Raw genomic sequence first — 25,564 nt, forward strand, 5'->3', positions numbered from 1 at the left:
CCTTTCAATTCTAGTATGCTTAGTCGTTAGTTAATAGCAATCATTACAAATAAAAAAAATATTTTTTAAGTTATAAACTTTTTTTATTTTTCATTATTAAATATTTCTTTAACAGCTACTTGATATTTTTTTTGATTCCCTGCTTTTTTTATTTTCTTGTAAGTTTTTCTTGGGTCAGAAAAAGATTTAGAAAAGTATTCCCAAAAACCGAGCATTTTCATTTTAATAGGAGTAGGACCAGACAATGCCTCGTCGTATTGTTGATAAATTTCATTATGAAAAGCTTCAAAACGTTGCCATCTATCAGTAGGATATTCTGTAGTGTTATCTTTTATCATTTGTGGTAAAAACGGATCAGCAATTAAACCTCGTCCAATCATAAAATGAGTAATGCTAGGAAAACGTTCTGTCATTAACTTGAATCCTTCTACAGAAGTAATATCGCCATTATAGTATAATTGATGTTTTGAAGTATCAATACATTTTTGAAAAGCGTCTAAATCAACTCCACCTTTATATAATTGCTTTCCTATTCGTGCATGAATGGCTACATTTTTAAGAGGATATTTATCTAAAGTAGGGAATGCGTGTAGAATTTCTTCGCTATTTTCATATCCCATTCGCATTTTCATAGAAACTAAAATATCAGTTTCATTATGTGCTTTAGATAAAACTTCATCAATTCTTGCTGGGTTACAAATTAAACCAGATCCCATTCCTGATTTTGTAACCATTGGATAGGGGCACCCCAAATTCCAATTTAATTCTTTGTAACCAAGACTTTGTACATATTTAGCTACAAATAAAAATTCATCAGGATCATTTGTTATTACCTGTGGTATAACCGTTAAAGTTGTGTTATTTTCAGGTTGTAAATCACGTTCATAACTTGATTTTATTTTAAATTTCCCATTTAAACGAATATAAGGGGCATAAAAAGTATCAATACCACCAAAATATTTGTTTTGTGCATTTCTAAAACGGAAATCTGTAAAACCTTGTAAAGGTGATGAAAGTAAGGTAAAACTCATAGTAAATTCAAAGCTGCAAATATAGCAGACTTATCTGTGATATTTTAACTATAAACTTTATACTTTTGATATGTATAAATTGTAAAAGAAAAGTGGTGTTAGTTTTTTTTAAAAAACATAAAATAAAAATAATTAGTAGTGCTATTTTATTAGTTCTATATTATTTCTGTTTACCCGAAAAACTATTTGAAGATCCTACTTCAACAGTTGTTATTGCAAAAAATAAAGAATTGCTAGGTGCACTTATAGCTGATGATGGACAATGGAGGTTTCCAGAGTTAGATTCTATTCCTAAAAAATTTGAACAATGTATTTTACAATTTGAGGATGCTCATTTTTATAAACACTTTGGTTTCAATCCAGTTTCTCTTGCAAAGGCATTAAAAGAGAATATTAAAGCTAAAAGAGTTGTTAGAGGAGGAAGTACTATTACTCAACAAGTAATTCGTTTGTCGCGTAAAAATAAAAGACGATCTTATATTGAAAAATTAAAGGAATTAATTTATGCAACTCGTTTAGAGTTTAGAATTTCAAAAAAAGAAATATTAAAGTTATATGCGTCACATGCACCTTTTGGAGGAAATGTTGTAGGCTTAGAAATGGCTTCTTGGCGTTATTTTGGGCTACAACCTAACCAACTGTCTTGGGCTGAAAGTGCTACTTTAGCAGTGTTGCCTAATGCACCATCATTGATATATCCAGGTAAAAATCAATTAAAATTAAAAAAGAAACGAAACAGGCTATTAAATAAACTTTACAAAAAAAAAATAATTGATAAAACTACTTATGAATTAGCTTTAGAAGAAGAGTTACCTCAAAAACCCTTTCCTCTTCCTTCTATTGCTCCTCATTTTGTTCAAGAAGTAGGAAAGGAACTCAAAGGAAAACATATAAAAAGTACCATAGATTTTCATTTACAAAAACGTGTAAATTATTTAGTAAAACAACATTACGAACGACAAAAGCAGAATGAAGTTTTTAATATTGCTGTACTAGTATTAGACGTTGAAACTAGAAAAGTATTGAGCTACATAGGGAATTCTCCAACTAATAAAAAACATCAAAAAGATGTAAATAATGTGATTTCTCCAAGAAGTACAGGTAGTACTTTAAAGCCTTTTTTATATGCGCAAATGCTTCAATCAGGAAATTTACTTCCTACTCAATTAATACCTGATGTTCCAACAGAAATTGCAGGCTATACACCAAAAAACTTTGACCTGACTTTTGATGGAGCAGTTCCAGCCAACGAAGCATTAACTCGTTCGCTGAATATTCCTGCCGTACGTATGTTACAGTCGTATGGATTGGAAAAATTCAGAGAAGATTTAAAAGAGTATCAGATAAAGCATATTAATAAATCAGCTGATTATTATGGGTTATCTTTAATTTTAGGTGGAGCAGAGGCTAGCTTATGGGATTTGTGTAAAACCTTTGCAAGTTATTCAGGTATTGTTAATCATTATGAAAAATTGGGACATAAATATTATGAAAATGAATTTATAGAGCCTATTTTTATAGAGTTGAATGAGGTTAATTTTGGAGCTACAACTGAGAAATACAATAAAATAGATGCAGGCACCGCTTTTTTAACACTAAATACCTTAACTGAAGTAAATAGACCATTTACAGATCAAGCATGGAAATATTTTGATTCTTCTCAAAAAATAGGATGGAAAACTGGTACTAGTTTTGGTAATAAAGATGCATGGGCTATAGGAACTAATTCAAAGTATGTTGTAGGTGTTTGGGTAGGTAATTCTGATGGGGAAGGAAGGCCAGATTTAACAGGTGTAGGTAGTGCTGCTCCATTAATGTTTGATGTTTTTGATGTTTTACCAAAGTCAAATTGGTTTTTAGCCCCTTATGAAAACTTGGTTGAAGAAAGTATTTGTGAAAAAAGTGGTTATTTAGCATTACCAATATGTAATTCAATTATTAAAAGAGTCCAAAAAAATGGAGTACGAGCTAAATCATGCCCATATCATAAGCAAATAACTATTGATCAAACTGAAAAATTTAGAGTAAATTCAAATTGCGAATCTGTTACTAGTATAAAAAATAAAACATGGTTCATATTGCCTCCATTAATGGCACATTATTACCAGCAAAAAAATGCTAATTATAGAGTATTACCAAGTTATAGAAGTGATTGTGTTATTTTAGATTCCAATACAATGGACTTTGTTTTTCCAACAAAACAATATTCAAAAATCTCATTAACAAAATCTGAGGATACTAAAACAAACCCACTAATACTTAAATTAACTCACGCAAATGCAGAAGCTAAAGTTTATTGGTATTTAAATAATGTGTTCATAGGAGAAACAAAAGAATACCACGAGCAAGCTATAAACCCTAAAGAAAAAGGAGTCTATAAAATTACTGTAATAGACGATTTAGGAAATGAAAGAAAGAGAACTATAGAACTGCTATAGGCTCTTCCTTATGAATAACATCTTTTAAACGAATTCCAAAATTAGCTAGTTGTTTAATTTCTTTAACACCAGCTAAACGTTCTTTACCGATAATTAGTAGTCCATTTTTACTACCTTCAATATGATAATAATTATTACTTTCAAAAAATAAAATTAATTCATCAGTGAAAAAACTTCTTATGTCAAATTGGTTTTTTCCAGATAAATAAAAACGCCTAGAAAAATCAGGGTGGTCTTCAATATCAATATCTTTAAAGCCTGCAAAATGATAGATGTATTCGAAAATTCCTTCCCTATCTAAAGTAAACTCAGGAACTTTTTCATCTATACTAATATAAAACATTGTTGCCTTAATAATTTGCTTAGCGATTAATTCTCCTTCAGAAAATTCAACATCAAATAAAGCACAATTTTCATTTGATAAAATGTTAGATACTTTATTAATTTGGCGTGTTTTAAAATATCCAAATTCTGGGATTTCAGTAACTTCTTTTGGAGTGGTTTTATAACTCCAACCTAACTCTTTACTAATTTTAGAAACTGATTTTTGGCGTTTTGTTAAAACAGTTTTTTTCGATTTATCAATTAAATTTGTTGGTATGTTTTTACGTAAAGCAAATGGATGTTCACTTCCAGTTTTGTAACCATCTAAACCAATAATTTCAAAGTATCCGCCTTTTCGTTTAAAAGTCTCAATGTAGTTGTTCATATTTTCCATAATTGAATGGTCAACAAAATCACATAAAGAGAAATCTACAATAGCATCTTCATGTTCAGGTATTTGGTTTAGCTTAGATTTTAAACGAGTATAGTTTAAAAAGCTTGAGAAATTTTCAACTGAAACGTAATATTTACCATCTTCAGTAAACATTAAAACATTTGGCTTTAATAAGTTTCTAATGAAAAACATGAAACTTTTATTAATAATTACATGAATAATAAAGGTAGAAAATATACCAACAAGGATTCCTGTAATTAAATTGGTAGTAATAGTGGTAAATAATGTAATTAAGAATATAATTAATTGCTCTTTTCCTATTTTAAATACTTTTTTAATATTTTCAGGTGAGGCTAATTTGTAACCTGTATAAACTAAAATAGCTGCAAGAGCAGGTAATGGTATTTTACGTAACTCTGAAGCAAATAGTAAAATAAAAGCAACTAAAAAAGATGCATGAAAAAAGTTAGCAGAACGATTACTCCCTTTGTTGTTAACATTTACTGAGCTACGAGCAATAACTGTAACCACATTTAAACCACCTAGAAAACCACTGATTACCGTAGCTAATCCTAAAGCTCTAATATCTTTATTTACATTTGAACGTCTTTTTAAAGGGTCTAGTTTATCAACTGCTTTTATACTTAATAAACTTTCAATACTAGCAATTAAAGTAATTGCAATAACAGCATTAATAAATTCAAAATCGTATACTTTTCCAAAATCAGGGAAAGCAAAGCTAGAAAGTACATTATCAGGTAAGTTTATTAATAAACTTTTATCTATTGGATATGTTGAAGGTGATACCATATCAAAGTAATAATACATACCAACACTTAAAACAACAATCCACATAGGAGCAGGGATTAATTGAAAGTATTTATTACGTATTTTACTATAAAATATCATTATAAGTAAACTTATAACACCAACCATTCCAGCATAAAAAACACTTTGACTATCTGTTTTTGTAAAATTAACAATGCCTTCAGGTACTTGAAGTAACAAGTCAATAATACTACCCTTAGCATCCAGGTTACCAAACATAACATGTATTTGTTTGGCGAATATTCCTATACCAATTGCAGCTAACATTCCTTGGATGGCGGACGAAGGAAAAAAGTCTCCTAAAGAACCAAGTCTAAGGAAACCAAGGATAATCATGATAACTCCAGAAACTACAATAGCAGCTAATGTATATAAGAATCCTTGCTGCATATCACCAGCACCTAATGTTGTAATAGCAGCTAAAATAACAACAACTAAACCATTACCAGGACCAGTTATAGTAACATTAGATCCACCTAAAATAGCAACTACAGATCCACCAACTATTGCGGCTATAATTCCTGACATTGGTGGAGCACCAGAAGCTAAAGCTAATCCAAACCCCAAAGGAAGGGCTATTAATGAAACAACAAAACCTGCAAATATATTTTGAGGTAACTCTCCTAAAAATGTTTTAATATTATTCTTTCTTCCCATCTATATTATTTAACTATTAAAACATCGGTTGGTAATTCTGATAAGATATATTCTATATCATGAGGGAAAATTCTATGTAAAATCCCTGTTTTTTTTGGAGCATTCATTATAAGTAAATCAGCTCTTTTAACTTTAGCATAATGCCCAATAGAATATCCTCTTCTACCGAAAATACTTTGCGTTTTTACATTTATATCTTTAATATCTATAGTTTTAAGTATGTTTTTTACACGTAAATCTTCTCTGTTTTTTAACTGTTCTTTTACTTCAGTTGCTTTGAGAAGTGTTTTATCATCACTTACTGTTACGTTTAATTCGTTTTGACTAATTTCTTCTACAATGGTAACTCTTTTACAATCTAAATTTTTTGAAATAGTAAAAGCTGTTTTAATAGTTTCTTCTGTGTCTTCATCCTGTAAACCATTAACAACAATATGTTTACAAGGAACACGTTCAGTAGAAGGTTTTATTAAAAGTAAAACAGAACAAGGTGATTTTCTTGTTAGTTTTCGAGCGATAGATCCTACATAATATTTATAGATATTTTCTTTTTGTAAGGCTCCTAAAATAAGTAAATCTGCTTGCTGTTGAGTTGTGGTACTCAAAATAACATCTACTGGCTCTCCTTCTTGCCAAATAGTTGTAAATCCTTTTAGTAGCTTTGGTGCTTCAAAAAGCAACTTTTTTAATTGATTTTCTTTTTGAATTGATTTTTCACCAACATGAACACCTATCAATTCTGCTTTAAACATGTTCGCTAATCTGATAGCCTCTAGTAAATTGGCTTTTAAATTAGGAGAAAATGCAATACCTATAATAATTTTGTTAATCAAAATTGTAAATTTTAGACTTCGAATATAAAATTTTATTGTAGTTTTAGGAAACAAAACTATGAAACTTAAATTTAAACTATGATTGAATTAGCTGGGATTATAATTTTAGGGATTTTAGCACAATGGGTTGCATGGAAGTTTAAGATTCCTGCTATTTTACCTTTAATATTAATTGGATTGATTGTAGGGCCTATTGCGGCTCAGTTTTTTAATGAAGATGGTAGTAAATGGATTGAGCCAGTTTGGAATGGAGAAAAAGGATTATTTCCTGGAGATGGGCTGTATTATTTTGTTTCATTGGCTATTAGTATTATTCTTTTTGAAGGAGGATTAACGTTAAGAAGAGGGGAAATAAAGAATATTGGACCTGTTATTAGTAAGTTAATAACGCTAGGATCGGCAATTACATTTTTCGGAGCAGGGATTACTGCTCATTACATATTCAATTTAAATTGGAAACTTTCATTTTTGTTTTCAGGTTTAATTATTGTTACAGGACCAACGGTAATTACTCCTATTTTAAGAAATATACCTTTAAAGAAGGATGTTTCTGCTGTACTAAAATGGGAGGGAATATTAATTGATCCTATTGGAGCATTAGTTGCCGTATTGGTATTTGAGTTTATTAGTGTTGGAGGAGGAGCTGGATTTACTTTAACAGCTTTATTGGAGTTTTTAAAAATTTTATTATTTGGAACAACATTCGGATTTACATTTGCGCACGCTTTAATTTTCATAATTGATAAAAAATGGGTTCCACATTACTTGTTAAATGTAGTTTCATTATCAACTGTATTGTTAGTTTTTGTAGAGTCTGAATTGTTTGCGCATGAATCAGGCTTATTAGCTGTGGTAGTTATGGGAATGGTACTAGGAAATAGCAAGTTAAAAGATTTAAAAGAAATATTATATTTTAAAGAATCACTTAGTGTATTATTAATTTCTATATTATTTATTTTATTAGCTGCGAATATGGATTATAAAGAGCTAATGCTATTGTACGAGTGGAAAACATTATTACTTTTTGCATTAATAGTTTTTATAATAAGACCTTTAGCAGTGTTTTTAAGTACGCATAAATCTAATTTAAAAACAAATGAAAAGCTTTTTATTAGTTGGGTAGGACCAAGAGGTATAGTTGCAGCAGGTATTGCTTCTTTATTTGGATCTAAGTTAATGAAGCAAGGAGTAGACGGAGCTGAGTATATAACTCCGCTTGTTTTTATGGTTGTTTTAGGTACTGTATTGTTAAATGCAACTACTGCAAGATTGTTTGCTAAATTAGTAGGTGTGTTTTTAAAACGATCAAATGCAATAATGATAATAGGAGCATCTGAAGTAGCTAGATTAATAGCAAAGTATTTGCAAGAGAATGATAGAAGGGTAGTGATTATTGATTCTAACAGAGATAATATAGAAAAGGCTAATAATGAAGGATTAGAATCCTATGAAATTAATGTATATGACAATGAGCTTACTGATAACATAGAGTTAAATGACGTAGGTTATATGATAGCAATGACAGGAAGTGACTCAATAAATGAATATGCAATGTCAAATTTCTCGTCTATTTTTGGAGAGCAAGGTTCTTACCGTTTAGCTAACTCTAAAGAAGTAAATACAAAAGAATATGAAGATGAGGAAAAGTTATTTACCAAAGAAGATGATTATTTTAGTTTACTAGAGGCTATCAGAGAATTTCCTGAAGTTCATGAAACTCTTATTAAATCTAAGGAAGAGTATAAAACTGTACTAGGGAAAATCAATGAAGAACTGAAATCTATTCCTATTTTGGTAAAAAATAAATCAAATGAAATCTTATTAATTTCAGAGTTTGAAAAAAAGATTACATCTATGGAAAACTGGAGTTTAGTTTATGTAGGTAAAAATTTAGAATTCTAATTAAAAACTGATGTTTTAAATACCAAAATACTTTTAAAAATCTATATGTTTTTTATTCATTCAAAATACTTACTTTTATCTTTCAGAAAGTTTAGAATTTGCTTACACATTTAAAAATACATAATTACGCTTTAATCAATCAATTATCGATTGATTTCACCAAAGGGCTATCTATAATAACTGGTGAAACTGGAGCAGGGAAATCGATTTTATTAGGAGCTTTAGGTTTAGTAATGGGAAATCGAGCTGATTTGTCATCACTAAAAAATGCAGAAAAAAAATGTATTATTGAAGCTCAGTTCTTATTAGGTGGATACAATTTAGAATCCGTTTTTGAGGAATTAGATGTAGATTATGAAGAGGAAACAATTATAAGAAGAGAGATTTTACCATCTGGTAAATCTAGAGCTTTTGTAAATGATACTCCTGTAAATCTATCAGTTTTAACAGCTTTAAAAGTAAAATTGATAGATATACACTCTCAGCATCAAACTATACAGTTATCTGATATTAACTTTCAATTTTCAATTCTTGATGCTCTAGCTAAAAATCAAGCTAAAATAGCTTCTTATAAAAGAGGTTTACGTAAGTATAATGGATTAAAAAAAGAATTAAAAGAGTTAAAAGATCAGGCTCAAAAGTCAACTGAACAATACGAATATAATCTTCATTTATTTAATGAACTAGAAGAAGCAAACCTTAAAGTAGGAGAACAAAAAACTTTAGAAGAGAAGATTGAAAAACTTAATAATATTGAAGATATTAAGTTAAACTTATCTGAAGGTTTACAAATAACTGTTAATGAAGATTTAGGTATACAAACTCAATTACATTCTTTAGAAAGTAAGTTACAGAAAATAAGTTCTTTTTCAGCTGAATATGAAGAGTTAACTTCTAGAGTTTCAAGTATAAAAATTGAATTAGACGATATTGTAACTGAATTAGAATCTGCCAATGAACAAGTAGATTTTAATCCGAATGAAATAGAAGAACTAAACGATAGACTACAACTTATATATAACTTAGAAAAGAAACATGGTGTGGCTACGATTGAAGAATTACAAAAAATTCATGAATCATTATCAGAAAAAGTAGCACAAGTTGAAGGAGCGAGTGAAAATATAACTAAGAAGGAATCTGAAATTATAGCTGTAGCTGTTAAATTAGATGAAGTAGCTAGTTTAATTACTAAAGGAAGAAATAAAGGAATACCTAAGTTACAAAAAGAGTTAAAGTATTTATTAACTGAGTTAGGTATGCCAAATGCACAGTTTTTAATAGAAGTAAAACCAAGTGTAATTTATACAGTAAATGGTAAAGACGAATTAGTGTTTTTATTTTCAGCAAATAAAGGTGGTAATTTCGGTGAACTAAAAAAAGTAGCTTCTGGTGGTGAACTTTCCAGAATAATGCTTTCCATTAAAAAAATACTTTCAAGTAATATTCAATTGCCAACCATTATTTTTGATGAAATAGATACAGGTGTTTCTGGAGAAGTTTCAAATAAAATAGCAAAAATAATGAATGATATGGGTGAGAATATGCAAGTAATAACTATTACACATTTACCGCAAATAGCTTCACAAGGACAGCAACATTATAAAGTTTTTAAGGGAGAAGAAAAAGGGGTAACTACTTCAAATTTAAAACGCTTAAACTATGATGAAAGAGTTGCTGAAATAGCAGAAATGTTAAGCGGAAAAGATTTTTCTGAAAGTGCATTAACACATGCTAAAGAATTATTAGGATAATAATAATAAAAGTTTTTCATTGATTAGGTAAACTACTAATTTAAAGAAGAAATACTCAAATAACTAAAGAAAAGACTATAACAACACTATGTATAATTTATTAAAAGGTAAAAAAGGAATTATTTTTGGAGCTTTAAATGAACATTCAATAGCATGGAAAGTAGCAGAGAGAGCACATGAAGAAGGAGCTGAATTTGTTTTAACAAATGCTCCTATAGCAATGAGAATGGGAGAATTAAATACGTTGGCTGAAAAAACAGGATCACAAATTGTTCCAGCTGATGCAACTTCTATGGATGATTTAAATAATTTAGTAGAAAAATCTATGGAAATTTTAGGGGGTAAAATTGATTTTGTTTTACACTCTATAGGTATGTCGGTAAATGTGCGTAAAGGTCGCCATTATACTGATTCAAAATACGATTTTACAATGAAAGGGTTTGATGTTTCGGCATTATCTTTTCATAAAACAATGAATGTTTTGTACAACAAAAAAGCAATGAATGAATGGGGTAGTATTGTGGCTTTAACATATATGGCTGCTCAAAGAGTGTTCCCTGATTATAATGATATGGCTGATAATAAAGCATATTTAGAATCGATAGCTCGTAGTTTTGGGTATTTCTTTGGACGTGATCATAAAGTTAGAGTAAATACTGTATCACAATCTCCAACTCCAACTACAGCAGGAAGTGGTGTAAAAGGATTTGATGGGTTTATTTCTTATGCTGAAAAAATGTCACCATTAGGAAATGCAACAGCATTAGAATGTGCAGATTATACAATTTCATTATTTTCAGACTTAACAAAGAAAGTTACATTACAAAACTTATACCATGATGGAGGGTTTTCTAATATGGGAGTTAGTGATGCCGTAATGGATAAATTTGTTACAGAATAAAAGAATTTTTTTAAGAATTCATAAAAAAACATAAAATGCAAATCGTTAGATTTGCATTTTTTATTGAAACTAAAAGAGTATGGATCGTATTTTATTAATAGAGAAAGAGTTAGAAGGGTTAAGGTTAGAGTTAAGAGAGCATGAATTATATGCATCATTAAATACAATTGATGATGTAAAAGTATTTATGGAAGAACATGTTTTTGCTGTTTGGGATTTTATGTCATTATTGAAAGCCTTACAACAACAGCTAACTTGTACAAACTTACCTTGGATACCAGTTATTAATTCGACTGCAGCTCGTTTTATTAATGGAATAGTTTTAGAAGAGGAGACCGATTTAAATGAATTAGGAGAACCTAGAAGCCATTTTGAAATGTATATAGATGCAATGCAACAAGTAAAAGCTAATACATTGCAAATTTCAACTTTTATTTCTGAATTAATAGAAGGAAAAAGTATTGAAAATATTATAGGTAAGTTATCAATAAATGAAGAAACAAAAGAGTTTTTATTATTTACTTTTGAAGTAATTAATACAAAAGAACCTCACATAATTGCATCTAGTTTTACTTTTGGAAGAGAAGATGTAATACCAGATATGTTTATTGAGATTGTTAAAAAAACAGAAGAAAAGGAAAATACAAATTATAGTAAATTACTTTTTTATTTAAACAGACATATTGAGTTAGATGGAGGAGAACATGGCCCGTTAGCTTTGCAAATGATTGAAGAGTTATGTGGAAATGATGAACAAAAGTGGAATGATGTGCTTTATTACGCAAAAGCTTCATTAGAAAAAAGAATAGCACTTTGGAATGGAATTGCGAAAAAAAATAAGAAATTAACACTTGTTTAATGGAGTTATATTTTTCTATAATAATACCTGTGTATAATCGTCCTGATGAAGTTGATGAATTATTAGAGAGTATCACAAAACAAGATTATCAAGATGAATTTGAGGTTATTATTATTGAAGATGGTTCTGATCAGTCATCTGTTAGTATAGTAGAAAAGTATAATGCTAAATTAAATATAAAATATTTTTATAAAGAAAATACTGGAGCAGGTTTAAGTAGGAACTATGGAATGAAAAAGGCCTCAGGAAATTATTTTATTATACTAGATTCAGATGTAATTGTACCCCAAAAATATTTGTCAATAGTTAAAAACGAATTAACTAAAAATTTCACGGATGCTTTTGGAGGGCCTGATGCGGCTCATCATAGTTTTACTGCCATTCAAAAAGCAATTAACTATTCTATGACTTCTACTATAACTACAGGAGGCATTAGAGGAAAAAAGAAAAGTGTAGGTAAATTTCAACCAAGAAGTTTTAATTTCGGGTTATCTAAAAAAGCTTTTGAAAAAACAAAAGGCTTTTCTAAATTAAAGGCTGGAGAGGATATTGATTTAAGTTTCCGTTTATTAGAAAGTGGGTTTAATACTCAATTACTGGAAAAAGCATTTGTGTACCATAAGCGGAGAACTACTATTAAACAGTTTTTTAAACAAACTTTTGCTTTTGGTACTGCAAGACCTAAATTAAATAGAAAATACCCTGAAACAGCTAAAATTACTTATTGGTTTCCAAGTTTATTTATTATTGGAATAGATATCACTATCATTTTATTATTATTTGGTAGTTGGATACCTATTCTTTTTTATGCATTTTATTTTGTAATACTTTTTTTAAATTCATTATTTGAAAACAAAAGCTTTAAAGTTGCTTTTTTGAGTATAATTACAACATTAACTCAATTCTATGGGTATGGATTAGGGTTCTTACAATCTAAGTTTATAGAAAAATAAAAGTCCTCAATTAAATTGAGGACTTTGTATATTATTAATTTATTGAGTGTCTTATTTTTCAGGGTTTAAAACTCCTAAAATATAGCCATTAGTTAAATATTTTTTAGCTACGTTTTGAATATCTTTTTTAGTTAAAGCATTAATTCTATTTTCAAAATCACTTGGATCAGAAGCCTCGTTCTTTTGATAATCAATGTTTTTAATAGTTCTTAACCAAAAACGATTCTTTTTAAGGTCATCTCTATAATCTGAAATCATTCCCTTTTTGGCCTTCATTACGTCTTCTTCAGTTGGTCCATCTTTAATAACAGAAGCAACATGGTTAACAGAAATGTTTTTAAGTTTCTCAACATTTTCAGGTGCACAAGGGTAAGAAATACTAAAGTTAAACCAACCGTAAGGCATTTTTGATATTCTACCACGTGTTCTTGATGAATATACACCACCTTCTTGTTCACGAAGTTTTTCAGTTAACTTAATAGCAACTACATCTCCTAAAATAGAAAAAGCTAAAGCTTCTTTTTTATTGTATTTAGCTTTCCCTTGATATGTTATTCTAACATTACTTTTTGGTGCTTTTCCTTTCTGAATTGTTTTTGTATGGTTTCCAGATTTTGGACGAAAGTTATGTACTTTATAGTTTTCCTTCGAATTCTTGTTAGGTAAACCAGCAATATATTTCATTGCATATTCAGCTAATTTTTTTTCATCAATATTACCAACAAAATAAAAATTAAAATCACCAGCATCAGCAAAACGTTCTTGATATTTTTTGTAAGCTAAGTTATAGTCAGCTTTATCATATGCCTCTGGAGATGGGAATCCTGAATAACGAGGATTACCAGCATTCATAAAATCACCCATTTCTTTTTGAAAGAAAAAGTTTGGACTAGCTAATAAATTACCTAAGAAACTCTTTTGTTTATTTACAAATGATTTAAAAGCCTTTTCATCTTTATTTAAAGAGGTGAAATATAAATGAACCATTTGAAACATATCTTCTAAGTTTTTAGGAGAAGCAGAACCTCTAAAGCCTTCACTATATGTACCTATATATGGGGTTACACGAGCAATTTTACCCGACATCATTTTTGATAAATCAGTTTTTGAATATCCATTAACTCCAGCTTGAGATAATGCTCCGTTGGCAAAAGTAGTAGCTTTTAAATCACTATCACTATATAATGAGGTACCACCAAAACTGAAAGCATCAAATAAAATTTCATCATTTTTAAAATCAGTTTTTTTGTAAGTAATTTTAGCACCATTACTTAAAACTAAAGTAACTGTTCCTAATTTATCATTTTTAGAAGTACTAATAATTGTACCAGACTTAGGAGCTTTTGTAATTAATGAAGTAGCAACTACTTTATCTTCATATGGTTTTAATTCTTTTGTTTTAACTTCTTTTAAAGCTTGGGTAACTTGCGATTCTGTAACTACTTTTTTAGGGCCAGTTATAACAACCACTCGATTATCATCATGTAAAAAGTTTTTAATAATACTGTTTACTTCTTCTAATTTAATAGAAGGTAATAATCCCATATGAGCTTTATACTCCCAACTAATTCCAGGAATAGCTTCTTGTTCTAAAAAGTTATTTACGTACTGCCCAACTATTCTTCTAGACTCTCTTTTGTCTTTATCTTTAAAAGCTTTTTCAATACGAGCAATTACATTTTTCTTAGCTCTATCAAGCTCACCGGCTTGGAAACCATATCGTTTAACTCTTTCATTTTCATTTAATAAAGCCTTTAACCCATTTAATTGGCCATCAGCACTTGTTCCTGCTGTTGATTGGTATGCATTTTTACCTCTAGCCCAAGTTCCTCCATGATAACTAAAACCATAAACAAATGGAGGTTTTTCACTTTCTCTTAATTCACTTAATCTGTTATTTAACATTTGAGAAAATAATGACTTAACTAAAGAATTTCTGTAATCATTGATAGTTACATCTGCTTTAGCTTCATCATAGTCTTTATACATTAATTGTACTCTTGAAAAAGCAGCTTCTTTATCAGCTTCAATTGCGATAAATGTTTCTTTGTGGTTTTTTAAAGTTGAAACTTTTCTTTTTCTTGGGTTTTTTACTGCTGGAATCCTTTCGAAATGAGCTTTTATTTTTTGTTCTAAAGTAGCAACATCAACATCACCAACAGCAATAACAGCCATTAAGTCTGGACGGTACCAGTCTTTATGAAAACGACGAATACTTTCATGTTTAAAAGTTTCAATACTTTCTTTGGTTCCTATAGGTAATCTTTTAGCATATTTAGAGCCATGCATAACTTTAGGTAAGTATTTTTCTAGCATACGGCTATCTGCACCTCTTCTAGAGCGATATTCTTCTAAAACAACACCACGCTCTTCATCTATATCTTTACCATTTAAAAGAGCTCCATGCGCCCAATCTTCAATAATTTGAAAACCTTTTTCAAGTTTTTTATCATCATCACTTGGTATAGGTAAAATATAAACAGTTTGATCAAAACCAGTATAAGCATTTAAATGAGCTCCAAACTTAACACCAATAGATTGTAAATAATCAATTAGCTCGTTTTTCTTAAAGTTTTTGGTTCCATTAAAATTCATGTGCTCCATAAAATGAGCAACTCCTAATTGATCATCATCTTCTAAAATAGAACCTGCATTGATTGCTAAACGCAATTCTACTTTATTAGCTGGTTTAGGGTTTTGTTTAATATAATAGGTAATACCATTTGAAAGTTTTCCAATTTTAACAGAAGGGTCGGTTGGAATTGGCATTGACTTAATACTTTCTTTTCCTTTTGGTGCTTTTTTTAAAGCCTGACTATACCCGGGTAGTGTCATCAGTAAAGCGAAAGAAATTGAATAAAGAATTTTTTTCATAGTGAATAAGTATTTGATTAAGTAGCTAATATACATCAAATACTTTACAAACTAAGTTTTTAGTTGTTAATTAGTGTTAAAAAGAAAGCTCCCAATTACTTGAGAGCTTTATATTATAAAATTGTAGTGATATTTTCTGGTGGGCGACCTATAACCGCTTTTGAGCCATTTATTACAATAGGGCGTTCTATTAACTTTGGGTAATGAATCATTGCTTCAATTATTTGATCGTCTGTTAATTCTTTTCCTTTAAAATTCTCTTTCCAAATCTTTTCGTTTTTACGAACTAATTGCAAAGGTTCTATGCCTAATAATGTAATAATTTCTTTTAACTCTTCTTTTGAAGGAACCGTATCTAAATACTTAACTATTTCAAATTTTTTTCCAGAATTTTCAAGTATCTCCAAACCGCAACGAGATTTACTACATCTATTATTATGGTATATTTTTATCATTTTATGTTTTTGTATTAAAAAGTTTTATCTGTTTCTTTTTGCCCCATCATCATTAAATAAGACTTTAAAAAAGGATTTATGTTTCCATCCATAACAGCATCTACATTTCCAGTTTCATGAGCTGTTCTAACATCTTTTACTAATTTATAAGGGTGCATTACATAATTACGAATTTGGCTACCCCATTCAGTCTTTAACTTTCCAGCTTCAATATTCTCTCTAGTTGCTAATCGTTTTTGTAATTCAATTTCATACAATTGAGATTTTAACATTTTTAAAGCTGTAGCTCTATTATCATGTTGTGATCTAGAATTTGAACATTGAATTTGTATACCAGTTGGTTTATGAGTTAATTGAACTTTAGTTTCAACCTTATTTACATTTTGACCTCCAGCACCGCTAGAACGAGCAGTAGTTATTTCAATATCTGCTGGGTTTATTTCTATTTCAATTGTATCATCTGCTACAGGAAAAATATATACAGAACCAAAAGTAGTATGCCTTTTATTATTACTATCAAATGGTGAAATTCTAACTAAACGATGTACACCATTTTCTCCTTTTAACCATCCAAAGGCATAATCACCATCAATTTCGATGGTTACTGTTTTTACACCAGCGATATCACCTGCTTGATAGTTAAGTGTCTTTAGTTTGTATCCTTGTTTTTCTGCCCACATGGTATACATACGCATTAACATTTCTACCCAGTCGCAACTTTCTGTTCCTCCTGCACCAGCTGTAATTTGTATGGTAGCACTTAAACTATCACCTTCTTCAGATAGCATATTTTTAAACTCAATATCTTCTAAAAGAGTACTTGTTTTTTCATATTGTTCAATAACTTCAGATTCTTCAACATCACCTTCTTTATAAAAATCGTATAAAACAATAAGGTCTTCACTTAAAGTAACAATAGAGTTATAATCATTAACCCATTTTTTCTTAAAACGAAGTTCTTTCATTAAAGCTTCAGCTTCTTTTGGGTTATTCCAAAAATCAGGATTGGCAGTTTTTTCTTCTTCGTTATTTATTTCAATTAATTTTTTATCAATATCTAAATACGATTTTAGTTTAACTACTCGCTCTGAGATATTTTTTAACTGTTCTTGTGTTATCATAATCATCACAAAAATAAGTTAAAATTTAAGATTGACAGAAGTGTTTTTAAATAACCAATAGTATTTTTCTATTTTTATAGAAATATTTAACATAATGAAAAAACTAACTACATTTATTTTATTTTTTTGTGTAACATTTTCTGGATTTTCACAATTTTTTGAAGGAAATAAAGAAGTTACTAAGTATAAAGGATATTTTACTTTTTATTATGATGAAAGTAATGATAAAATATTTTTAGAAGTAACTAAATTAAATAATGAGTTTTTATATGTTAATTCATTATCAGAAGGACTTGGATCAAATGATATTGGTTTAGATAGAGGGCAATTAGGAAATGGTGTTGTGGTTAAGTTTTTAAAAGCAGGAAATAAATTATTATTAATTCAACCTAATCAAGACTACAGAGCTATAACTACTAATAAAGAAGAAAAAGAATCTGTAAAAGAAGCTTTTGCTAAATCAGTTTTATACGGATTTAAAATTAAAGAATCTAAAAAGAATAAATATTTGGTTGATGCAACAGGTTTTTTTATGAGAGATGCTCATGGTGTAACTAATACACTCGCTAGAAATAAGGAAGGAAGTTATCGATTAGATAAGAGTAAGAGTGCATTTAATTTGGGAAGAACTAAAGCATTTCCTAAAAATGTAGAATTTGATATTATGCTTACTTTTTCTGGAAAACCAAAAGGCTATAATGTTAGAAGTGTAGCCCCTAATGCTTCCTTAATAACAGTGCATCAACATCATTCTTTTGTGGAGTTACCAGATAATAATTATACTCCTAGAAAGTATGATCCTAGATGTGGTTCTTGGCAAATGACTTATATGGATTATGCTACCCCTGTTAATGAACCAATAAAGAAAAGATTTATTACAAGACATCGTTTAGAAAAGAAAAATCCATCAGCGGCAATTAGTGAAGCAAAAGAACCAATTATTTATTATTTAGATAGAGGAACACCTGAACCAGTTCGCTCAGCTTTATTAGAAGGAGGAAGTTGGTGGAATCAAGCTTTTGAAGCAGCAGGTTATAAAAATGCATTTCAAATAAAAATGTTGCCTGAAGGAGTAGATCCATTAGATGTTCGTTATAATATGGTTCAGTGGGTCCATAGATCAACTAGAGGTTGGAGTTATGGAGGAAGTATTACTGACCCAAGAACTGGAGAAATAATAAAAGGTCATGTTAGTTTGGGATCTTTACGTATACGTCAAGATTTTTTAATTGCCCAAGCTTTACAAGCTCCTTATAAAAATAATACTGCAAATGATTCTTTTGCTTTAGATATGGCTTTAGCAAGAATTCGTCAACTATCAGCCCATGAAATTGGTCATACTTTAGGTTTTGCACATAATTTTGCAGCAAGTACAAATGGAAGGTCTTCAGTAATGGATTATCCACACCCTAAATTATCATTAAAAAATGGTACACTAGATTTTTCAGAAGCATATGATACTAAAATAGGAGTATGGGATAAAGTTACCGTAGCTTATGCTTATCAAGATTTTGAAAGTAATGAAGAAAGTAACTTAAATAAAATTTTAGAGAATGCTTTTGCACAAGGATTACGATTTATAACTGATTCAGATTCTCGTTCTAAAGGGAGTGCACATGCGTATGCACATTTATGGGATAATGGAGAAAGCGCAAGTGATGAATTAGATACTATTTTAGAAATAAGAGCACATGCCATCCAAAGTTTTTCTATTGACAATATTAAAAGTAAACAACCATACTCTGTGTTGGAAGATGTATTTGTACCTCTTTACTATTTTCATAGATACCAAGTTGATGCGACTTCAAAAACTATAGGAGGTTTAGATTATACCTATGCAGTTAAAGGACAAAAAGAAAAAGTTGTTGAAAGAGTTAGTGGTAAAGCAGAGCGTAAAGCGTTAAAAAGTTTATTAAAAACAATTGATGTAGAAAAAATAGGAATTCCTAAAAAAATATTAACTTTATTTCCTCCACGTGCATATGGATATTATAGAACTAGAGAAAGCTTTAAAAGTAAAACAGGAGTTGCTTTTGATCCATATGGAGCAATGCAAACTGCTACTGAATTTACATTAAGCTTTTTACTGCACCCAGAAAGGATAAATAGGTTAATTCAACATAAAAATTTAGATGAAAGTCAACTAGGGTTAAGCGAAGTTTTAGACAAGTTAATAACTAAAACGTTTAAAAGATCGTTTAATGATAGTTATTATAAGGGATTAAATGAAATGGTTAAAGAAGAAGTGTTGAAAGGAATGTTTTCAATAATTGTAGATAAGAATATATATTCTCAAGCTAAGGCAATAACAAATAATGAAATAAATAAGTTAGTAAATTATCTTACAAAGAAGAATAAGAATTTAATGGATATTCAATATTTGGAAATGATTCAAGATTTTAAAAAGAATCCTTTAAAGTACAAAAAACAAAGAGCACCTAAAATGCCTGATGGTTCACCGATAGGAACGAGATATTAATATTAAAAGAAGAATAAAAGTATTTATGGAAATCAATTTAATAAGTGATACAGTTACCAAACCAACAAAAAAAATGTTAGAGGTAATGATGAATGCTGAAGTAGGAGATGATGTATTTAAAGCTGACCCAACAGTAAATAAGTTACAAGAAAAAGTAGCCGCTATGTTTGGTATGGAAGATGCATTGTTTTTTCCATCTGGAACAATGGCAAATCAAACAGCTATAAAAATTCATACTCAACCAGGAGATAGAATGTTTTGTGATAAATGGGCCCATGTGTACAATTATGAAGGTGGAGGAGCAGCATTTAATGCTGGAGTAACTTCTTGTTTAATAGATGGAGATAGAGGTATGTTTACTGCTGAACAATTAGAAGGGTTAGTAGCTGGAAGAAATGATATTCATACGCCATATAATAGATTAGTTTGTGTGGAAAACACAACAAATAAAGGTGGAGGAGCTTGTTGGGATTTTGAAGAGTTAAAAAAAATACAAAGAGTAGCTAAATCTAATGATTTAGCATATCATTTAGATGGAGCAAGATTGTTTAATGCATTAGTAGCAAAGAATGAAACCCCAAAGCAATACGGTGAATTGTTCGATACGATTTCTATATGTTTGTCTAAAGGATTAGGAGCACCAGTTGGATCTGTTTTGATAGGAACTAAAAAACAGATGGAAAAGGCTCTAAGGGTTCGAAAATTATTTGGAGGAGGTATGCGACAAGCTGGTTTTTTAGCTGAAGCAGCTATTTATGCATTAGATAATCACGTAGATAGATTAAAGGAAGACCATCAAAAGGCGAAACAAATTGGAGATGTATTAACATCTTGTAGTTATGTGAAAAAAGTAGAACCAATTGAAACGAATATTATTATTTTTTACGTGAATGACTCTATAAACCCTGATGAATTTATGGAAAAAATGAAAGAAAAAGGAATTTTACTAATTTCGATGGGGGAAGGAAAAATAAGAATAGTAACGCATTTGGATTTTACAGATAATATGCTATCAATTCTATTAAAAGAATTAAAAGAATATTAAAATAGAAAAGAGAAGCTTAAAAGCTTCTCTTTTTTTAGTTAGGACTATCTAATTTAGCCAGTTCTTTATAATTTTTATTCAATTTTCGTAATAAGATTCCGTATAAGAGTTGGTATATTAACCAGATACAGCCTATTAAAAGTATACCAAATGCTATAGATACTAAGGATGTTATAATTATTTCTTTAGTGCCTAAATTATTAAATTGAGTTTTTATAGTTGCGAACACTACTACAATTAAAGTGATAAAAGCATACCCTAAGTTTAAAAATATATAATTACGTACAGTTTTTCTGGTTTTTAGTATTTTTTGCATTAACTCTTTAGTGGTATCAGTTGTATAAATGTTTTTATAGTTTTTATAAAACAAAAACAAGAAAACAAGAACAACAGGATATAATATAATTTGAGAATAAAATGCATAATTAGCTAAACCAAGTTTAGCATAGGTATCATCTAATTTGTCTAAATCAAAAAATAGATACATGGATAGTGGTATAATAAGTTCCAATAATCCGATAATAAATATCCATTTAACAATAGACGATGATTTTGATTGTGCCATTTTGTATATATCTACCTTAGAAACCTTATTGGTTTCTTTAGGTTGATTATCCCAAGCTTTTTTGTATTTATCTAATGCATCCATATAATACGTTAGGGTGTCAGTATTTTTTTTAATTTATCTTTTGCTCTATTCATTTTCACTCTAGCATTTACTTCACTTATACCTAATGTAGCAGCAATTTCTTTATAGGCTTTATCTTCGAGGTATAAAAAAATAAGAGCCTTATCTATATCATTTAATTTATGAACAGCTTTGTATAGAGATTTTAACTGTTGCTCTTCTGTATCATCATATTCATTAGACTGTATTTTATAAGTAAAGTCACTAATATCTTGTGTCTTTATCGTTCTAGTTGATTTTCTATATAATGAAATGGCTGTATTTAAAGCAACTCTATACATCCACGTACTAAATTTTGCATCACCTCGAAATTTGCTGTAATTTTTCCAAAGTTGAATAGTTATTTCTTGGAACAAATCATTATGAGCATCTTGGTTAGTAGTATAAATTCTACATACTTTATGCACTATATTTTGATTAGTTTCAAAATCGGATAAAAATTTATTTTCGAGTTCTGTTTGCACTAAGTTTAGTAACTGTTGATATTGAATAAGTAGATCAAAAATAAGAAACGTTACACTATTATTTCAATTTTTTTATAATTTATAATATTCAAGTGACAATTCAGCCTAAAAAAAATACAGTTGAGTAGTTTTTAATTTAAAAAACACAACTATGATTAGATATTTGTAGTGTAATTAAACTTAAAACATACACAGATGAGATTTTTAACAAGTATTTTAGTATTAATAATAGTATTTACAATAGAAACAGTTTCGGCTCAAAAGCAAACAATTACTGCAACAGTTGTAAATGTAACATCTAACAAAGGAAAAGTAAGTTATGCTTTATATAATAAAGATAATTTTATGAAAGAGCCAGTAAAAGCAAAGTCTTCAAAAATTGTTAATGGAAAAAGTACAGTAGTTTTTGATGATGTTCCTGCTGGTGAATATGCAATTGTTTGTTATCATGATAAAAATAATAATAATAAAATGGATTTTCAACCTAATGGTATGCCGATAGAAAACTATGGTGCATCAAATAATGTGATGAATTTTGGACCACCGCAATATGAAGATGCAAAGTTTACTATTATTGATAATAACGTATCTTTAGAAATTAGATTTTAACATACAAATAGAATGAATACAGAAAATAAAAACGTAATAAATAAACTAAAACAAGATTTCTGGGTTTGCTTAAAAATGACATTAATTTTCGGGGTGTTTTTTATTATAGTTAACAGGCAGTTTAGTATTAAAGGAGCAGGTATTATTTTTCTCTTTTCAGCAATGTATTCGTTCGTTTTAGGTATGGGAAATGGCTATATAAATGATTATTTAAGTTCTAAATGGAGTTGGGTTGAAGAAACAAACCAACGAGTTTGGGCAGGAGTTATAACAACAGTTATTTTTAATGTTATTGCCGTATTATTAATTCATTATATACAATACATTATAATTTTTGATAGAGGTATTAATAATTTTTTTAAAGGAGAATTATTTTGGACACATTTATTTGCTGTAATGTTAGCTTTAGGAATGGCTGCTTTTTTTCATGCGAGAGGCTTTATGAAAAACTGGAAAGAATCAGTAAAAAAAGAAAGTACGCAACAACAAATAGTTGCCAAAACAGAAACGGCAAAGTTTGAAACATTAAAAAGTCAGATAGATCCACACTTCTTATTCAATAGCTTAAATGTATTAACCTCTTTAATAGGTGAAAACCCATATCAAGCTGAAAAGTTTACAACTAAACTATCTAAAGTTTATAGGTATGTATTAGAACAAAGAAATAAAGAATTAGTTCCAATTCAAGAAGAGTTGTTGTTTGCAAAAACATATATGGAGTTGTTACAAATGCGTTTTGAAGATGCTGTAAAGTTTACGATTCCAACAACATTAAATAATCCTGAATTGAAAATAGTACCGTTGTCTTTACAGTTATTACTTGAAAACGCGGTAAAACATAATGTAGTTTCTTCAAACAAACCTTTAGAAATAAAAATTTATGAAGAAGAAGGTTTCTTACAAGTACAGAATAATATAAATCCTAAAGAAGCTATAGGAAAGAGTACAAAAGTAGGATTAAGAAATATTGCAGATAGATATGGTTTAATAACCAAAAGAAATGTGCAAATAACAAAAAATAATAAAACATTTACAGTGAGCTTACCACTGTTAACAAAAGTAAAAGATATGAGAATTGATACAAATGATTTAGAGAATAATAAATATGTAAAAGCGGTAGAGAGTTTAGAGAAACTTAAAGAATTTTACCAAAATTTAATTTCATATTGTTTAGTAATACCTTTTTTAATATTTATAAACCTTAGAGTATCACCACAATTTCATTGGTTCTGGTTTCCAATGATAGGATGGGGGATAGGTGTAATATTTCATTTCTTAGAAGTAAATAATTACAGAATGTTTTTAGGAAGAAATTGGGAAGAGCGTAAAATAAAAGAACTAATGGAAGAAGAGGATAAGTACCAATAATAAGAATTAGTTAATTGAAAAATATAGAAAAAATGGAAAAAAATTATACATATGAGTACAAATATGCTAAAGCGAAGAAGCGAATAGAAAAAATTAAAGGATTTTATATTCATTTATTAGTAACAATAGTATTAATACCTTTTTTAATTTTCATTAACCTAAGATTTGTTCCTCAATTTCATTGGTTTTGGTTTCCTATTATGGGAATGTCAATTGGGCTTTTTTTTCATTGGTTTGGAGCTTTCGGTTTTGATAAATTAGGATTTGGTAAAGACTGGGAAGAGAAAAAAATTAAAGAATATTTAGATAACAACTAATAATTATGGATACTAATTATACTCAAGAAAAAAAATATATTGAAGCGAAAAAAAAGATAAAAAAAGTAAAAGCTTTTTATATACATGTTGTAGTAAACATAGTTTCAATTGTTATAATAGTTTCAGTGAACTTAACATTTGTACCTTATTTTCATTGGTTTTGGTTTCCTGTCATGGGAATAATATTGGTAACCTTTATTCATTGGATGATAGTTTTCGGATCAGATGTAATAGGGTATGGTAAAGATTGGGAAGAACGTAAAATAGATGAGTATATAAAAAAGAATAAATAAAGATGGAGAAAGATTATAAAAAAGAGCATAAATATTTACTTGCAAAGAAAAAAGTAGAGAAAATAAAAGGATTTTATTGGCATTTAATATCATATGTAGTAGTAAATGTTTTTATTTCATCAATGGTAATTTTTGGGTTAATGTCTGATGATGGAGATTCTTTAATAGAAGTGTTACAAAATTTCGGGGTATACTCAACCTGGATATTTTGGGGAATAGGTTTGTTTTTTCATTGGCTAGGAGTATACGGAGATTCTTTATTTTTTAATAAAGATTGGGAAAAACGTAAGATAGATGAGTATATGAAAAATGATGAATAATAAATAAAAACTTAATCAAAATGAAAACAGATAATTATACAAAGGAGCAAAAATATTTTAGAGCGCAAAAGAAAGTTGAAGAATTAAAAAAGTATTATATTCATCTATCTGTATATATAGTAGTTAATATATTTATAAGTGTAAAAAAGATAGTAAGAAATGTTGGTAATGGAGAAACTTTTCAAGAAGCTTTTTTCGATTTTGGAACTTTTGCAATTTGGTTTTTTTGGGGAATAGGTTTAGTATTTCATACATTTAAAGTTTTTGGTTTTGATTTCTTTTTAGGTAAAAACTGGGAAGAACGAAAAATTAAAGAACATATGGATAATCAAACTAGGTATGATGGAAACAGATAATAAAAGAATTAAAGCAGAACAAAGAGTAAAAGAGTTAAAAGAATTTTACAAGCATTTATCAGCATATTTAATTGTTAATTTAGCATTTACGTTTATATCGAATTATTTTGATGTTGTTGTTAGAGTTTTTGATGGACTAAGAGTTAGTAATAAGTTTACTGAAAATGGTTTTGAACATTATCCATTGTGGGGTATATGGGGAGTTATTTTAATAATAGATGTTTTTAGAGTGTTTGGTTTTAGAAAGTTATTTGGAAAAAACTGGGAAGAAGAAAAAATAAAAGAGTTTATAAATAAATAGTTA

General features: G+C 29.0%; 23 protein-coding genes. 15 read left to right on the forward strand and 8 right to left on the reverse strand.

The features are described from left to right. Nucleotides 1-83: 83 nt before the first annotated feature. Entirely contained in the window at nucleotides 84-1,031 is a 948-nt protein-coding gene (locus BLV71_RS12670) for a tRNA dihydrouridine synthase (protein WP_093870910.1), read from the reverse strand. 92 nt (nucleotides 1,032-1,123) lie between these two features. Between BLV71_RS12670 and pbpC the strand changes: the two genes are divergently transcribed. Continuing rightward, nucleotides 1,124-3,469: a penicillin-binding protein 1C gene (gene pbpC, locus BLV71_RS12675; RefSeq protein WP_255405197.1), complete on the forward strand. Its 2,346-nt coding sequence runs from the start codon at nucleotides 1,124-1,126 to the stop codon at nucleotides 3,467-3,469. Here pbpC and BLV71_RS12680 read toward each other — a convergent pair. Then, entirely contained in the window at nucleotides 3,453-5,672 is a 2,220-nt protein-coding gene (locus BLV71_RS12680) for a SulP family inorganic anion transporter (RefSeq protein ID WP_093870912.1), read from the reverse strand. The two genes, pbpC and BLV71_RS12680, sit on opposite strands and share 17 nt — an antisense overlap. 5 nt (nucleotides 5,673-5,677) lie before the next feature. Then, nucleotides 5,678-6,505: a universal stress protein gene (locus BLV71_RS12685; RefSeq protein WP_255405198.1), complete on the reverse strand. Its 828-nt coding sequence runs from the start codon at nucleotides 6,503-6,505 to the stop codon at nucleotides 5,678-5,680. Between the two features lie 78 nt (nucleotides 6,506-6,583). On the opposite strand from BLV71_RS12685, the gene BLV71_RS12690 reads away from it, so the two are divergent. The 5 genes from BLV71_RS12690 to BLV71_RS12710 all read left to right on the forward strand — a co-directional run bounded on the left by BLV71_RS12690 (nucleotide 6,584) and on the right by BLV71_RS12710 (nucleotide 12,871). Next, nucleotides 6,584-8,407: a cation:proton antiporter gene (locus BLV71_RS12690; RefSeq protein WP_093870913.1), complete on the forward strand. Its 1,824-nt coding sequence runs from the start codon at nucleotides 6,584-6,586 to the stop codon at nucleotides 8,405-8,407. A gap of 98 nt (nucleotides 8,408-8,505) precedes the next feature. Beyond that, a complete protein-coding gene (gene recN, locus BLV71_RS12695) occupies nucleotides 8,506-10,158 on the forward strand; it encodes a DNA repair protein RecN (RefSeq protein ID WP_093870914.1) in 1,653 nt (550 codons plus the stop codon). An 88-nt stretch (nucleotides 10,159-10,246) separates the two neighbouring features. Beyond that, nucleotides 10,247-11,059 (forward strand): enoyl-ACP reductase FabI, encoded by an 813-nt coding sequence (locus tag BLV71_RS12700; protein WP_093870915.1) that lies wholly within the window; start codon nucleotides 10,247-10,249, stop codon nucleotides 11,057-11,059. 79 nt (nucleotides 11,060-11,138) lie between these two features. After that, nucleotides 11,139-11,918: a DUF3050 domain-containing protein gene (locus BLV71_RS12705; protein ID WP_093870916.1), complete on the forward strand. Its 780-nt coding sequence runs from the start codon at nucleotides 11,139-11,141 to the stop codon at nucleotides 11,916-11,918. Next, nucleotides 11,918-12,871 (forward strand): glycosyltransferase family 2 protein, encoded by a 954-nt coding sequence (locus tag BLV71_RS12710; protein ID WP_093870917.1) that lies wholly within the window; start codon nucleotides 11,918-11,920, stop codon nucleotides 12,869-12,871. The genes BLV71_RS12705 and BLV71_RS12710 overlap by 1 nt, the downstream gene beginning before the upstream one ends. A 51-nt stretch (nucleotides 12,872-12,922) precedes the next feature. On the opposite strand, the gene BLV71_RS12715 is transcribed toward BLV71_RS12710, so the two are convergent. From BLV71_RS12715 to prfB, 3 genes are all read right to left on the reverse strand, one after another. Continuing rightward, nucleotides 12,923-15,745 (reverse strand): M16 family metallopeptidase, encoded by a 2,823-nt coding sequence (locus tag BLV71_RS12715; RefSeq protein ID WP_233487085.1) that lies wholly within the window; start codon nucleotides 15,743-15,745, stop codon nucleotides 12,923-12,925. A 113-nt stretch (nucleotides 15,746-15,858) separates the two neighbouring features. After that, complete coding sequence (arsC, locus tag BLV71_RS12720; RefSeq protein WP_093870919.1) at nucleotides 15,859-16,200, reverse strand: arsenate reductase (glutaredoxin); 342 nt, start codon at nucleotides 16,198-16,200, stop codon at nucleotides 15,859-15,861. A gap of 14 nt (nucleotides 16,201-16,214) precedes the next feature. After that, nucleotides 16,215-17,321: a peptide chain release factor 2 gene (prfB, locus tag BLV71_RS12725; protein ID WP_093872027.1), complete on the reverse strand. Its 1,107-nt coding sequence runs from the start codon at nucleotides 17,319-17,321 to the stop codon at nucleotides 16,215-16,217. A gap of 94 nt (nucleotides 17,322-17,415) precedes the next feature. On the opposite strand from prfB, the gene BLV71_RS12730 reads away from it, so the two are divergent. Both BLV71_RS12730 and BLV71_RS12735 read left to right on the forward strand, forming a co-directional pair. Further along, complete coding sequence (locus BLV71_RS12730; protein ID WP_093870920.1) at nucleotides 17,416-19,800, forward strand: zinc-dependent metalloprotease; 2,385 nt, start codon at nucleotides 17,416-17,418, stop codon at nucleotides 19,798-19,800. A gap of 25 nt (nucleotides 19,801-19,825) precedes the next feature. Beyond that, complete coding sequence (locus BLV71_RS12735; protein ID WP_093870921.1) at nucleotides 19,826-20,845, forward strand: threonine aldolase family protein; 1,020 nt, start codon at nucleotides 19,826-19,828, stop codon at nucleotides 20,843-20,845. 34 nt (nucleotides 20,846-20,879) lie between these two features. On the opposite strand, the gene BLV71_RS12740 is transcribed toward BLV71_RS12735, so the two are convergent. Continuing rightward, complete coding sequence (locus BLV71_RS12740; protein ID WP_093870922.1) at nucleotides 20,880-21,494, reverse strand: hypothetical protein; 615 nt, start codon at nucleotides 21,492-21,494, stop codon at nucleotides 20,880-20,882. Nucleotides 21,495-21,502: 8 nt separating this feature from the next. Further along, nucleotides 21,503-21,997 carry an RNA polymerase sigma factor gene (locus BLV71_RS12745; RefSeq protein ID WP_093870923.1) on the reverse strand — a complete coding sequence of 165 codons (495 nt, stop codon included), beginning with the start codon at nucleotides 21,995-21,997 and terminating at the stop codon, nucleotides 21,503-21,505. A gap of 195 nt (nucleotides 21,998-22,192) precedes the next feature. On the opposite strand from BLV71_RS12745, the gene BLV71_RS12750 reads away from it, so the two are divergent. The 7 genes from BLV71_RS12750 to BLV71_RS12780 are packed head-to-tail and all read left to right on the forward strand — an operon-like array spanning nucleotide 22,193 to nucleotide 25,561. Beyond that, nucleotides 22,193-22,606: a DUF2141 domain-containing protein gene (locus BLV71_RS12750; RefSeq protein ID WP_093870924.1), complete on the forward strand. Its 414-nt coding sequence runs from the start codon at nucleotides 22,193-22,195 to the stop codon at nucleotides 22,604-22,606. 12 nt (nucleotides 22,607-22,618) lie between these two features. Beyond that, entirely contained in the window at nucleotides 22,619-23,974 is a 1,356-nt protein-coding gene (locus BLV71_RS12755) for a 2TM domain-containing protein (RefSeq protein WP_093870925.1), read from the forward strand. Nucleotides 23,975-24,006: 32 nt separating this feature from the next. Next, on the forward strand, nucleotides 24,007-24,291 hold the full coding sequence (locus tag BLV71_RS12760) for a 2TM domain-containing protein (RefSeq protein WP_093870926.1): 285 nt from the start codon (nucleotides 24,007-24,009) through the stop codon (nucleotides 24,289-24,291). 5 nt (nucleotides 24,292-24,296) lie between these two features. Beyond that, nucleotides 24,297-24,584 (forward strand): 2TM domain-containing protein, encoded by a 288-nt coding sequence (locus BLV71_RS12765; protein ID WP_093870927.1) that lies wholly within the window; start codon nucleotides 24,297-24,299, stop codon nucleotides 24,582-24,584. Nucleotides 24,585-24,586: 2 nt separating this feature from the next. After that, nucleotides 24,587-24,904, forward strand: a complete 318-nt coding sequence (locus BLV71_RS12770; RefSeq protein ID WP_093870928.1) for a 2TM domain-containing protein — start codon at nucleotides 24,587-24,589, stop codon at nucleotides 24,902-24,904. Between the two features lie 20 nt (nucleotides 24,905-24,924). After that, nucleotides 24,925-25,260 carry a 2TM domain-containing protein gene (locus tag BLV71_RS12775; protein WP_093870929.1) on the forward strand — a complete coding sequence of 112 codons (336 nt, stop codon included), beginning with the start codon at nucleotides 24,925-24,927 and terminating at the stop codon, nucleotides 25,258-25,260. Then, nucleotides 25,244-25,561 carry a 2TM domain-containing protein gene (locus tag BLV71_RS12780; protein WP_093870930.1) on the forward strand — a complete coding sequence of 106 codons (318 nt, stop codon included), beginning with the start codon at nucleotides 25,244-25,246 and terminating at the stop codon, nucleotides 25,559-25,561. The genes BLV71_RS12775 and BLV71_RS12780 overlap by 17 nt, the downstream gene beginning before the upstream one ends. The last annotated feature ends 3 nt before the right edge of the window (nucleotides 25,562-25,564 follow it).

Source organism: Tenacibaculum sp. MAR_2010_89, from assembly GCF_900105985.1.
In the GTDB taxonomy this organism is placed as follows: Bacteria; Bacteroidota; Bacteroidia; order Flavobacteriales; family Flavobacteriaceae; genus Polaribacter; species Polaribacter halocynthiae.

What these genes read in the sequence shown, in the direction of transcription:
- arsC (WP_093870919.1), bottom strand. Translation starts at nt 16,200, where the DNA reads ATGATAAAAATATACCATAATAATAGATGTAGTAAATCTCGTTGCGGT.
- BLV71_RS12740 (WP_093870922.1), bottom strand. Translation starts at nt 21,494, where the DNA reads ATGGATGCATTAGATAAATACAAAAAAGCTTGGGATAATCAACCTAAA.
- BLV71_RS12765 (WP_093870927.1), top strand. Translation starts at nt 24,297, where the DNA reads ATGGATACTAATTATACTCAAGAAAAAAAATATATTGAAGCGAAAAAA.
- BLV71_RS12730 (WP_093870920.1), top strand. Translation starts at nt 17,416, where the DNA reads ATGAAAAAACTAACTACATTTATTTTATTTTTTTGTGTAACATTTTCT.
- BLV71_RS12680 (WP_093870912.1), bottom strand. Translation starts at nt 5,672, where the DNA reads ATGGGAAGAAAGAATAATATTAAAACATTTTTAGGAGAGTTACCTCAA.
- BLV71_RS12750 (WP_093870924.1), top strand. Translation starts at nt 22,193, where the DNA reads ATGAGATTTTTAACAAGTATTTTAGTATTAATAATAGTATTTACAATA.
- BLV71_RS12715 (WP_233487085.1), bottom strand. Translation starts at nt 15,745, where the DNA reads ATGAAAAAAATTCTTTATTCAATTTCTTTCGCTTTACTGATGACACTA.
- BLV71_RS12670 (WP_093870910.1), bottom strand. Translation starts at nt 1,031, where the DNA reads ATGAGTTTTACCTTACTTTCATCACCTTTACAAGGTTTTACAGATTTC.
- BLV71_RS12775 (WP_093870929.1), top strand. Translation starts at nt 24,925, where the DNA reads ATGAAAACAGATAATTATACAAAGGAGCAAAAATATTTTAGAGCGCAA.
- BLV71_RS12700 (WP_093870915.1), top strand. Translation starts at nt 10,247, where the DNA reads ATGTATAATTTATTAAAAGGTAAAAAAGGAATTATTTTTGGAGCTTTA.
- BLV71_RS12690 (WP_093870913.1), top strand. Translation starts at nt 6,584, where the DNA reads ATGATTGAATTAGCTGGGATTATAATTTTAGGGATTTTAGCACAATGG.
- BLV71_RS12705 (WP_093870916.1), top strand. Translation starts at nt 11,139, where the DNA reads ATGGATCGTATTTTATTAATAGAGAAAGAGTTAGAAGGGTTAAGGTTA.
- BLV71_RS12755 (WP_093870925.1), top strand. Translation starts at nt 22,619, where the DNA reads ATGAATACAGAAAATAAAAACGTAATAAATAAACTAAAACAAGATTTC.
- BLV71_RS12710 (WP_093870917.1), top strand. Translation starts at nt 11,918, where the DNA reads ATGGAGTTATATTTTTCTATAATAATACCTGTGTATAATCGTCCTGAT.
- BLV71_RS12780 (WP_093870930.1), top strand. Translation starts at nt 25,244, where the DNA reads ATGATGGAAACAGATAATAAAAGAATTAAAGCAGAACAAAGAGTAAAA.
- BLV71_RS12735 (WP_093870921.1), top strand. Translation starts at nt 19,826, where the DNA reads ATGGAAATCAATTTAATAAGTGATACAGTTACCAAACCAACAAAAAAA.
- prfB (WP_093872027.1), bottom strand. Translation starts at nt 17,321, where the DNA reads ATGATAACACAAGAACAGTTAAAAAATATCTCAGAGCGAGTAGTTAAA.
- BLV71_RS12760 (WP_093870926.1), top strand. Translation starts at nt 24,007, where the DNA reads ATGGAAAAAAATTATACATATGAGTACAAATATGCTAAAGCGAAGAAG.
- BLV71_RS12770 (WP_093870928.1), top strand. Translation starts at nt 24,587, where the DNA reads ATGGAGAAAGATTATAAAAAAGAGCATAAATATTTACTTGCAAAGAAA.